The sequence below is a fragment of the Sneathiella sedimenti genome (assembly GCF_017313765.1).
GTDB classification, from domain to species: domain Bacteria; phylum Pseudomonadota; class Alphaproteobacteria; order Sneathiellales; family Sneathiellaceae; genus Sneathiella; species Sneathiella sedimenti.
On the sequence record NZ_JAFLNC010000001.1, the window covers coordinates 171688 to 183796 of the forward strand.

The 12109-nt window shown below is 52.4% G+C and carries 10 protein-coding genes; 4 read left to right on the top strand and 6 right to left on the bottom strand.

What is annotated here, in order from left to right; genetic code table 11:
* The first annotated feature begins 59 nt into the window (after positions 1-59).
* A complete protein-coding gene (gene dctP / locus J0X12_RS00830; protein ID WP_207040992.1) occupies positions 60-1049 on the top strand; it encodes a TRAP transporter substrate-binding protein DctP in 990 nt (329 codons plus the stop codon).
* A gap of 130 nt (positions 1050-1179) precedes the next feature.
* Positions 1180-2805 (top strand): glucose-6-phosphate isomerase, encoded by a 1626-nt coding sequence (gene pgi / locus J0X12_RS00835; protein WP_207040994.1) that lies wholly within the window; start codon positions 1180-1182, stop codon positions 2803-2805.
* 3 nt (positions 2806-2808) lie between these two features.
* Here pgi and J0X12_RS00840 read toward each other — a convergent pair whose 3' ends face one another.
* The 6 genes from J0X12_RS00840 to J0X12_RS00865 all read right to left on the bottom strand — a co-directional run bounded on the left by J0X12_RS00840 (position 2809) and on the right by J0X12_RS00865 (position 9307).
* A complete protein-coding gene (locus J0X12_RS00840) occupies positions 2809-3777 on the bottom strand; it encodes an ABC transporter ATP-binding protein (protein ID WP_207040996.1) in 969 nt (322 codons plus the stop codon).
* Positions 3774-4766, bottom strand: a complete 993-nt coding sequence (locus J0X12_RS00845; protein WP_237687925.1) for an ABC transporter ATP-binding protein — start codon at positions 4764-4766, stop codon at positions 3774-3776. Before J0X12_RS00845 ends, J0X12_RS00840 begins: the two co-directional genes overlap by 4 nt.
* Complete coding sequence (locus J0X12_RS00850) at positions 4766-5647, bottom strand: ABC transporter permease (protein WP_207041000.1); 882 nt, start codon at positions 5645-5647, stop codon at positions 4766-4768. The genes J0X12_RS00845 and J0X12_RS00850 overlap by 1 nt, the downstream gene beginning before the upstream one ends.
* A 1-nt stretch (position 5648) precedes the next feature.
* The gene (locus J0X12_RS00855; protein WP_207041002.1) at positions 5649-6626 is read right to left on the bottom strand and encodes an ABC transporter permease; all 978 of its coding nucleotides are present in this window, start codon (positions 6624-6626) and stop codon (positions 5649-5651) included.
* A 42-nt stretch (positions 6627-6668) separates the two neighbouring features.
* A complete protein-coding gene (locus J0X12_RS00860; RefSeq protein ID WP_207041004.1) occupies positions 6669-8249 on the bottom strand; it encodes an ABC transporter substrate-binding protein in 1581 nt (526 codons plus the stop codon).
* Between the two features lie 86 nt (positions 8250-8335).
* On the bottom strand, positions 8336-9307 hold the full coding sequence (locus J0X12_RS00865) for a LysR substrate-binding domain-containing protein (RefSeq protein ID WP_207041005.1): 972 nt from the start codon (positions 9305-9307) through the stop codon (positions 8336-8338).
* Positions 9308-9458: 151 nt separating this feature from the next.
* Between J0X12_RS00865 and J0X12_RS00870 the strand changes: the two genes are divergently transcribed.
* On the top strand, positions 9459-11048 hold the full coding sequence (locus tag J0X12_RS00870) for an amidohydrolase (RefSeq protein WP_420497034.1): 1590 nt from the start codon (positions 9459-9461) through the stop codon (positions 11046-11048).
* Between the two features lie 23 nt (positions 11049-11071).
* Positions 11072-11986 (top strand): CobW family GTP-binding protein, encoded by a 915-nt coding sequence (locus tag J0X12_RS00875; protein ID WP_207041008.1) that lies wholly within the window; start codon positions 11072-11074, stop codon positions 11984-11986.
* Positions 11987-12109: the final 123 nt, after the last annotated feature.

Consider the following 12109-nt stretch of genomic DNA (forward strand, 5'->3'; position numbering starts at 1 on the left):
GAGCGGCGAATAATGTCTGCCCTCCATAAGAAATGCACCTACTTAAGGAACGAGTTAAGTTGAAAAGAATTTTCGGCGCGGTTGTCAGCCTGGTTTTGATGATGCCCCTCACCAACACCCTGCAGGCCGCAGAAATTATGCGCTGTAGCCATCAGCTTTCGCCGAACAGCCATATTGCCAAAGTCATTGATCAGTGGGCCGCAGAAATAGAGACTTTGTCAGAAAATGACATTGATGTGCAGATAAACGGCGCAAACAGTCTGGTAATGGCCCCACGAAATATAGCAGCTGTCCGCGCCGGGGAACTGGAATGTGCCTTTTCCAACAATCGGCACTGGACGGAAAGTCTTCCGCTGATGGATATCACGCTCGAACCATTTGCCCTGCGTAATGTTGAGATTCTTAAAAAATGGCGAGGATCGCCCGCGGCAAACCTGCTGGAGCAGAAGATACTGGAAACAGGGCTGACCAATGTCGCCTGGTTATTCACGACATGGCGTACCGCGATTACGTCAAACGGGCGACATATAATCAAGCCATCCGATTTTAAAGGTGTAAAGATTCAGGGGTTGGGGCCAATCTCGAACGCGGCGTTTGAGGCGCTTGGGGCAATCCCCGTCGACATGTCCGACAAGAAGGCCTATGTCGCCCTTGAAAATGGTGATTTGGATGCGGGTCTTACAAATGTGTCCTCAGCCCTGTCTGCCCGATATTTTGAAGTGCAGGACCATGTAACGATCCTGCCACTCTTCACCCTATTCTATAACGGATATGTCAACACCACATGGTACAACGCTTTGCCGGAGAAAAGTAAGCAGGCAATAAGAGAGGCAAGCGCAAGAGCCGCAATCTGGGCGATTGAGGCGAGCGAGATTTCGGCCGCCGCCGCACCAAACCTCCTAAAAGACGAGGACATGCAAGTCTATGTAGCAACACAGCCGGAAATTGAGGCATTGAAAAACATCATGCGGCCTGCGTTTAACAAGAAGTTTCTCTCGACAACAGGCCAGTTAGGATCTGAGTTAATAACGTTGGTCGACGAGATGTAAACATCTTTAAAAAAATGTTCTATTTTAAATAAATTATACTGCATTTTGAGAAATCCTTAACGAAACTACGAGTAGTTTACCGCGAGATTATATGTCGAAACCGTAGAGTAAGTAGACCGGGAGAAACGCGATGGGCGGAGATATTTGGCTGCGTCTAGCCGAATATTATAAGAGGACAAAGGCAACTTCCCTCGTTGAACGCTTCGACCGGGAGCCTGCGCGCTTTGAAGATTTCTCGATTACCCTCGATGACATGCTGCTCGACTATTCCAAGACAAGCCTGGATGAAACATCCCGCGAATTGTTGCTGGAACTCGCCCGAACAACGGGAATAGAAAGCAAGCGCGATGCCATGTTTAAGGGCGCACAGGTGAATCTTACAGAAGGCCGTGCGGCACTGCACACCGCTCTTCGGAACCGGGGCGATGACCCGGTTTTTGCCGGAACTGTGGATGTCATGCCGACTGTCAACGCGACGCTTAAACGCATGGCCGAGTTTGCGGAAGATATTCGTAGCGGAAAAATCTCTGCCTATAATGGCACGGCCTTTACCGACGTGGTTAATATCGGCATTGGAGGATCGGATCTTGGTCCGGCCATGGCAACCCTTGCGCTGTCACCCTACCATGACGGACCGCGGGTGCATTTTGTCTCCAACGTCGACGGGGCAGAGATTTCGGAACTGCTGGACAATCTCGATCCAAGACGGACATTTTTTATCATTGCATCAAAAACCTTTACGACAATCGAGACGATGACCAATGCGGCAACCGCCAAAAGATGGATGACGGCCGCAATTGGAGAAAGTGCGACAGAGCATTTTGCGGCAGTTTCCACCGCCTTTGAGAAAACTGCCGATTTCGGAATTTCCCCTGATAGGGTCATCGGATTTGAAGACTGGGTTGGCGGGCGTTATTCCGTCTGGGGCCCTATTGGTCTTTCCCTGATGATTGCGATCGGTTCACAGAGATTTAGCGAGTTTCTGGAGGGCGGCAATGAGATGGATCAGCATTTCCGGACAGCGCCACTAAGGGACAATATGCCTGTCATGCTGGGCTTGATAGGAATCTGGCATAACAATATTTGCGGATATGAAAGTCGCGCCATCCTGCCATACGATCAGAGATTAGCCCGTTTGCCGGCTTATCTGCAGCAGCTCGATATGGAGAGCAATGGCAAATCCGGTAAAGTTGACGGTGAGCATGTCAACCAACACACCGGGCCGATCGTCTGGGGAGAACCCGGCACGAACGGACAGCATGCCTTTTACCAGTTCCTCCACCAGGGTAGCCGGATCGTGCCCTGCGAATTTCTGGTTGCGGCTCAATCTCATGAAGAGAAGTTACAGCAACATCACCACCTTTTGCTCGCCAGCTGCCTGGCACAGTCAGAAGCACTCATGCGTGGACGCTGTCCTGACGATATTCCGGAAAAGCTCATCGTCAAAGGCCCCTCAAATGAAGAGCTCGACCTGACTGCCCATAAAGTATTTCCAGGAAACCGCCCCTCCACCACCCTAATCTACCGAAAGCTCACACCACGGACATTGGGCCGTATAATCGCGCTATATGAGCACCGCGTCTTCGTGGAAGGCGCCATCTGGGGAATTAACAGCTTCGATCAATGGGGCGTTGAACTCGGCAAGGAATTGGCTGCTACGTTACTACCGCTGATCGGCAAAGAAACCGGATTTGAGGACAAGGATAGCTCCACACAAGGCCTGCTCAAAACCATCGCCCGCCTTCGCCGCGATTAGCGGCTAATCCAATAAATGGCAGGAAGCCAAATGACCATTGCCGCGGTCTTTCAACGCCGGGGCGATGCTATGGCATTTCTCGATCGCAACCGGACAACGGCCCGCAAAGCGACACCCGGTTGGCAGGTTTATCGGGCTTGGCGGATCTCCCGTCAGGGGTACCCGTTTTTCCGTACCATCCCGTGGACGAGCCTTCGGCACGGCGGCAAGCAAGGCCTTTGTGTAGGGATGCTGCGGATTGGAAAAAAGAGAAATGCGATCCGCCTGTTCAACTATCTGGCCGAGGTACATGACAGCGACATGATCACAGAGATGCTGAACAACTCCGAGATCGTGGCTGATAAACAGGTACGTTAGCCCCAGATCCTCCTGCAGTTTCCGCATCAGGTTCAGGATTTGTGCCTGCACCGCAACATCGAGGGCGGAGACCGGCTCATCACAGACTATCAATTCCGGTTTTGTTGCAAGCGCCCGGGCAAGCCCGATCCGCTGGCGCTGTCCGCCGGAAAACTGATGCGGGAAAAGGCTGGCCAGTTCCGGGCGCAGGCCAACCTGTACAAAGAGATCATGAACCATTTGGTCACGATCTTCTTCCTCGCCGATATTCATGAGATCAAGTGGCTCGCGGACAATATCGCCAACCCGTCGACGCGGATCAAGCGAGGAATATGGGTCCTGGAACACCATCTGAACCTTGCGCCGGGCTTCGCGAAGGTCCTCTTTCTCCAACGAGCTGATCTCGACATCGCCAATTCTGATCGTGCCGGCCGTGATGGGAACGAGCCTTAGCACGGCGAGCGCAGTGGTGGTTTTCCCTGATCCGCTCTCCCCCACGATCCCGAGCGTCTGTCCCTTCGGAACGGAGAAACTCACACCATCGACGGCATGAACAATTTGAGCCTTGCGAAAGAGCTTCTTGCCACCAAAATGAACCTTCAGGTCCTGAACTTCCAAAAGCGTATTTTCACTCATACCGCCACCACATACTTCACATTGTAACAGGCGACGGAATGCGTTTTGTCGACCGCTTCGATATGCGGGCGTTCTTCTTCACAAATTGGGGTCTTATAGGGACAGCGCGGCGCAAAGGCGCAGCCTTTTCCCAGTTCCGTCAAAGACGGAACCACGCCTTTAATCTCGCTTAGGTACGGCCTGTCTTCAGTCGGGTTCTCCTCCAAATGGGGCACGCAAGCAATCAACCCCCGGGTATAGGGATGCTGTGGATTTGTGAGAATATCTTCTGTCTTGCCGCTTTCGATGATATGCCCCGCATACATAACCGCCACACGATCGGCAAGTTCGGCAATCGCGCCCATATCATGGGTAATCATAATAATAGCAGTCCCCGTTTCACGCTGCAGATCATTCAGCAGATCAAATATCTGCGCCTGAACTGTCACGTCCAGCGCCGTCGTCGGTTCGTCTGCAATAAGAATTCGCGGGCGACAAGACAGTGCCATGGCAATCATCACCCGTTGCCGCATGCCGCCGGACAGTTCGTGCGGATAGGCACGGGCCCGGATTTCTGGTTCTGGAATGCCCACTTTCGTCAACATTTCAACGGCCCGCGCCCAGGCGTCCGCCTTCGAAATATCCTCATGCAGCAACACGCATTCCGCAATCTGATCACCAACCCGGAACACCGGATTAAGGGAGGTCATCGGTTCCTGGAAAATCATAGAGATGATGCCACCGCGAACCTGTCGCATCCGGGCGGTTGACGCCTGCACCAGGTCTTCCCCGTCCAGCGATATAGAACCGTTTGTAATCTTCCCGGGCGGACTCGGCACAAGCCCCATGATGGAAAGCGCCGTCATGCTTTTCCCGCAACCGGATTCCCCGACGATACCAAGTATCTCACCGCTTTCCAGCTCAAGGGAAATCTCGTTGAGGACCCGCGCATTGCCAGCGCGGGTTTTAAAGTCAACGACCAGGTCCTTAATAGAGAGAATAGCAGCCATCAACGCTCCCTCAGTTTCGGATTAAACGCATCATTGAGACCATCGCCAACAAGACTGAACCCAAGCACCGTCAGAAAGATCATGAAGCCCGGCAAGGTCACAACCCACCATCCATCGAGAATATATTCACGCCCTGCCCCGATCATCAGTCCCCAACTGAACATGTTCGGATCGCCCAGCCCCAGGAAGCTGAGGCCGGCCTCAAACAGGATTGCAATACCGACCGTCAAGGTTGCTGCCACGATTAGCGGCGCCAAGGCATTTGGCAATATAACCCGCCAGATGATCCGTCGGTTTTTCGCACCGATGGACCGGGCTGCATTGACATACTCGAGGTTGCGAATGCGCAAGAACTCCGCCCTGGTCAGGCGAGCCGTCGTTGGCCAACTGACAATTCCAATGGCGAGCGATACAACATAAATTGTCGGGGTAAAAAGGGTGACCAGCACCATTGCAAAAAGCAAGGCCGGCAAAACCTGAAAGAATTCGGTAATTCGCATCAGGAACTCATCCACCATACCGCGGTAAAATCCGGCAAAGGCCCCGACAAGGATACCGATCGTGATCGTGATGATCCCTGCAACCAGCCCGACATAGAGGGTTGCGGGGCCTCCGTGGATAAGACCTGCCAGAATATCCCGTCCAAGATAGTCGGTTCCGAGGGGTGCCCGCTCCGTGGCGCCCGGCGGCGTAAGGGGAGCCCAGATAATTTCAAACGGATCAACCGGATAGAAAAACGGGCCGACGAAGGTGAATAAAATGACGAGGATCAGGATAAAAATTCCGAGCATGCCTGCCCAGCTTTGCCGAAAGGCACGTGCCGCTTCCCTCCAGGGGCTCTGGCTTTGAACAATATCCTGACTGCTTTCAATCACTGCCATGCTACCCGCCTGTCCGTATACGCGGATCGACTAATCGATAGACTAAATCGGTGATGAGATTTGCCGCGATCACCAAGAGAGAAGAGAAAAACAAAATTCCGAGAATGGTCGGATAATCACGGGCGAGAATGGACTCAAACGCGAGCGTACCCAGCCCGGGCCAACTGAAAACCGTTTCCACCAGAACGGCGCCCGAAATAATGCTGCCAAACTGAAGACCGGCAATTGTTACCACCGGTAAAATGGCGTTACGAAGCGCGTGATGACCGTAGACTTTCACTTCCGCAACGCCTTTGGCCCGCGCTGTGCGAATATAGTCAGACCCCAGAATCTCCAGCATGCTGGCTCTGGTCAGCCGTGCATATTGGGCCAGATAAACGATCCCGAGGGTGAGGGCCGGCAATACAAGATGATAGAGGATGTCGACAACCCGATCGAAAAATCCCCCGCCCCTGGTGATATCATACATATTGGCGATGGGAAATATCGGGTAAACCCAAGCAAACAAGATGACCAGCATCATGCCGGTCCAGAATATCGGTGCGGAATAACCAATGACGGAGACTACCGTGACCAGGCCGCTGACAATGCCCTTGGGTTTATGGGACGCAAGAACCCCGAGCATGGTTCCCACAAATACTGCAAACAACAAGGCGGTTGCAACTAGGAGAATTGTCGGCCCGGCACGACCCGCAACAAGGTCCAGCACCGGTGCGTTGTAAAAGAAGGATTGCCCGAGATCCCCTTGCAGAGCCCGCGTCAGGTAAACGCCCAGCTGGACATAGACCGGCTTGTCGAGCCCGTAGGTCTTTCGGATATCCGCCAGCATTTCTTCCGTTGCGCCCCCCATTTCCCCGGCGATCACATCCGCCGGATCACCCGGCGCAATATGGATTAGGAGAAAATTGAGGACCAGCACTGCCAGAATGAGCAAAAAGGCGTGCAACAAACGGCGGGCAACCATTAGCGTCATTGTCATGACCTGACCTCCCGCCGTATGTCGATAATCGGACGCGACATATTACTTGATATAAACCTCATCGAGTGGTGACATCGCCCCCCAAATCGTCAGGGGCGGATTACCTATATCCTTGCTATATGCCGTATGATAAGGGAGCACGTTAATAAAGGCGATAGGCGCATCATCAACAATTATCTCCTGCGCCTTCTTGTAGAGTGCAATGCGTTTTGCTTGATCAAGCTCTGACCCGGCTTCATTCAGGAGATTGTCGACTTCCTCATTGCAATAGCTCTGGGTATTCGACCAGATCACGCCCTTCTTTATGTTGTCGCAAAGATAGGTGCGGTGTACGCCAATAACCGGATCGCCCCAGTTAAAGACGATATCCATGCTCATATCGAAATCATGGCCGCCAACACGCTTCGCCCAGGTCGGAAAGTCGGGAGAGGCCCGAAGCTCCACGTCGATGCCGACTTTCTTGAGCTGGGACTTCAGATACTCCGCCACATTCTTCTGCAGTTCCGCAGATCCGGGAATATAGTCAACGGTCAATTGAAAACGCATATCGCCATCACCGCGCGGAAAACCGGCCTCATCCAGCATGGCATTGGCTTTGTCCAAATCAACGTCATATTTCTCTGCAGCGTCCGCATAGAAAGGACTGCCCGGAACCACCGGACCCGTAGCCGCCTTCGACTGACCGCCCAAAAGGGCATTGATGATAAAATCACGATCCATGGCGTAGGCAATGGCCTGACGAACACGCTTGTCTTTCAGATAATGATTGTTGGTATTGAAGGCGAGCCAGTTAATCGGTCCGACGGCTTCATATCCCCTGTCGGTAACAACCAGACCATCGTTCTTTTTCAACCGCGCAATGTCCTTGGTCGGTGCGAGGAAGGGATACATATTGATTTCACCGGTGTCGATGGCAAGCGCAAGACTTGTTAAATCCTTGTAATTCTTGATAATAATTTTATCGAGATACGGGCGCCCCTCGATAAAATAATCCGGATTTTTCTCAAGTATGATGTATTCGCCGGGTTTGAACTCAACGAACTTGAAGGGCCCGGACCCTACTGGCGCATTATTCGCCGGGTGGCTTTTTGGGTCCTGCCCGTCTCCATAGACATGTTTTGGAATAATCGGAAGCAACGCACTCGACATTGCGAGCAGCGCCGCCGGATGCGGTTTTTCAAAATTGATGACAGCTGTCAGCGGGTCGGGGGTATCGACGCCCGTAACCGGAGAAAACATCGACTTGAAAGGATGGTTATCCTTAACAGTCTGCAATGAGAAAGCGACATCTTCCGATGTAATGGGTTTTCCGTCATGGAATTTCGCATTCGCCCGGAGCTTCAGGGTAATGCTTTTCCCGTCATCGGATACGCTCCAGCTTTCAGCAAGATAAGGTTGCGGCTCCCATTTGTCATTAAAGCGCAGAGGGGTTGCGAAAATTTGCGTTCCTGGTACCGCCGTCGCAATGCCGGATTGAACCGCAGGGTTAAGATGCCGCGCTTTCTGCGTCGTGCCAAGGACCAACGTCCCACCGTTTTTTTGTTCATCCGCCTGGGTAAATGATGCGGCGCTGGCGGTCAAAAGCATCGCCATTGCAGCCGCAATAAATCCTGTTTTCCTCATCCTGCCTCCTGTGATTCATGAGTGGTACTCAGTTTTTCTCACTGTAATCAGGCTAGTTCAGCGACATTCTTTCGTAAAATATATTTTTATGCTGGTATTAGTACATTTTTTCGATGATCGTTTCCGGCCCGCCCCTCAGGCAGAACTGCCCTGTTAAAGGCACCACTGTCGCGCAACCTGATGCAGGTATCAATGACAACCTGATCGACCTTGCTTAAATGTGCGTCAATGCGGTGAATAATACCATATTCCACGCTGCGATACCCCGGCACGAGCGGAATGCGGACAAGATCACCAACCGTGTATTGCTGCTTTTGTAACGGACGGAGGTTGAAAATCGAATAGCCGAGACCGGCCGCCACCATACTTCTCACCATTTCCGCCGATTGCGACGAATAGGCGACATGTGGTGTGAGGTTATTCTGCCCAAAGAGGCCAAACATATAGTCCCGCGTTTCATCCAGATCGAGAAGCACCATCGGCTCGCGACAAACATCTTCAAGAGAGAGTTGCCGGCGCCGTGCGAGAGGATGACTGTGAGGGAGCACGATATGCGGCGGCGCGACGAACATCGGTACAAAATTTATACTGGAAGGAAGATTGGCGCCCACCCCGATTGCCAGATCAATTTTGCTGTCAACAACATGCTGCATATTCCTGGAGACATCTCCCTCCGTAAAGTGGATGGAGATACCCGGATGATGATCGGCTACCGATTTAGTAATCAATGGCAGAATAATAGGAGCTGCCGGGGTAAAGCATCCCATACGGACGGCCCCGTTAATCGCATTCGCCTGTTCGTCGACCGCCTCTTCGAACGATCGGTGTGCCTTGAGTAGCTGGCGCGCATTAGACAAGAACACATGGCCGAACTGGGTTGTACTGATGCCTTTTGACGGGAGTCTGGTAAACAGCTTTTTGTTCGTCTGGATCTCGATCGCATCGATGGCAGAGGATATAGAAGAGGCGGATATATTCAACGCCTTTGCCGCCCCGGTTATCGACCGGTGTTGGGCCGCAACATCTATATAATTTAGCTGTTTAAGCGTATAGCGCATTCATTCCTCTATTTTTTACAATAATAACCCCGGAATAAACTATTTTTCAGAGGTTAATGAGCGCCTTAAACTCTGTCCATAAAAAAGCGAAATAGGGAGGACCCTGATCTTGTCGGCCATCACCGTATTCAGTGCCAAGAAAATTATCACCATGAACCCTGTACGCCCTCATGCGACACATGTAGCGATCCGTGACGGACGCGTGCTCGCAACCGGGACGATTGAGGAAATTAGTGGTTGGGGAGACTATCAGCTTGATGACAGCTTTGCTGACAAGGTGATCATGCCGGGCTTTGTGGAAGGTCACTGCCATCTAATGGCGGGCGGCATCTGGCGCTATACCTATGTCGGATATCAAGATCGTGTTGACCCTGATGGACGGCAATGGCCGGGCGTCAAGTCATTAGAGGAAGTACTGGCGCGCCTTCAGGAAGCAGAGGCCGACCTGGGACCGGATGATCCGCTCGTGGCCTGGGGATTTGACCCGATTTTTCTAATGGATCGCCGGCTTGACAAGAACGACCTCGATAGTGTCAGCCAAAACCGCCCAATAGCGATAATACATTCAAACTTTCACTTGATGACGGTGAATTCAGCATCGCTCAGCCTCGCAAACTATGTTGCAGATATGGACATTGATGGGGTTGCTATTGGCCCTGACGGCACGCCGAACGGGGAGTTGCAGGAAATGGCTGCAATGTTTCCCATTATGCGGCGCCTCGGAATCGATCTGCGGGAGTTGGGGCGAACGACAAGAAGCCTTGTCGATTTTGGCAAGGTCTGCAATCGCGTCGGCGTCACGACAGCAGCGGACCTGATCAACGACCTCCCGGATGAGGATGTCGCGCAAATGCGGGTCATCACGGATGGTTCGGATTATCCGATCCGCCTGATGTCGTTGTTAAACGGCATCTCCCAGCCCGCGGAAGAAACACGCGAACGGGCGCTCGAACTTAAGGCGAAAAGTACTGAAAAACTGCGTCTTGGCGCAGTAAAGATCATTACGGATGGATCAATCCAGGGATTCACGGCCCGGCTTCGCTGGCCCCATCATTATAACGGCGCCCCCAACGGCATCTGGAACATCGCGCCGGAACAGTTAAATGTTCTTGTCAGTGTCCTGCATGAGGCGGGCGTTCAGATGCATATTCATACCAATGGCGACGAAGCAATCGAAGTCGCGCTGGAAGCGTTGGAACAGGCGAAAATCAAGAAAAACCGCCCCGACCTTCTCCATGTCCTCCAGCATTGCCAGATGGCGGATCGAGCACAATTTCGCAAGATGAAGCGTCTCGGCGTAGCGGCCAACCTGTTCTCAAACCACATATACTATTTTGGCGACAAGCATTATGAACTGACTATCGGGCCGGATAGGGCGCTCCGCATGGATGCCTGCCAGTCGGCCATCGATTATGGCGTTCCCTTCGCCATCCACTCCGATGCACCCGTGACTCCTATGGCTCCATTATTTACCGCATGGTGCGCCGTTAACCGGTTAACTGAAAGCGGAAAGTGTCTCGGTGAGTATGAGCGAATTGGTGTTTCAGAAGCCTTGCAGGCGATTACCCTTGGCGCAGCGACCACGCTTCATATGGACCATGAAGTCGGGTCAATAGAAACGGGAAAATGGGCCGACTTCGCTATTCTTGATGATGACCCTGAAACAATCGGGGCTGGGAAATTGAAAGACGTCGGCATCTGGGGAACCGTCCTTGCGGGGGAGAAGCATAAAATTCCATGATACAACGGAAACAACCACTCCCCATGACAGTATTGGGGGGATTTTTGGGATCAGGGAAGACGACCTTGGTCAACCATCTGCTGCGCCATGCGGATGGGAAACGCATTATGGTCCTCGTGAACGATTTTGGCGAGCTTCCGATCGATCAAGACCTTATTGCGGCCAAGGACGGTAATATCCTGACCCTGGCCAATGGCTGCGCCTGCTGCTCTATGGGAGCCGACCTCTATAAAGCGTTCGCGGCCGCCCTCGACTATGCCCCAGCGCCGGACCACCTGCTGATCGAGGCAAGCGGCGTCGCAGAACCCAAACGGATTGCCAATTTTGCGCGGGCGGAACCGGACCTCACCTTGAACGGGGTCATAACCATGGTTGATGCGGTGAATTTTGAGAAGACGCGCACCGATAACAGACTATCCGACATTGTCGAAGCGCAAATCACCGGCGCCCATATGCTCTTGCTTAACAAATGTGATCTCGTCCCAACGCAGGATTTGGAAAAATGTGAATCCGTTTTGCGTGGATTTAACGGCACCGCGCCGCTCATCCGCGTCGAGCATGGTGTCTTGTCCGCGGATATCTTCTTTGGTGAGGACATCAAAGCCGGCCGCTTAAAGGAAATATCTGAGGGCTCCCATACGCATACTCATGAAGCTGACTTTGCTCGATGGTCAGTTGCCACCGATACGGAAATTGACAAAGCCGCTCTTCGGGAGACACTCCTGCAACTCCCGTCGTCTATTTTACGTGTGAAAGGCATATTTCGCGCCTCTGGTGAGGACGGCCTCTGGATCGCCCATAAAGTCGGTGCGCATATAGATATTTCTCGATTGCCTACAGACTCCTCGTTTTCAGGAAATACTGGCTTCGTTGCGATCGGTCTATCCAACCAGGATTTCACCACTATCCTGGACACCGCTTTTCAATCCATAAAATAGGGCTGCAAAGCAGGATAATTGCGATAGAGGTCACAAGCGTTTCGTTCTTATGCAACGAAATGTTTACGGATTGCCCTGCAAATGTGACAATAGCGTTCTAAGTGCTTGTTTTAAAAACTGCGA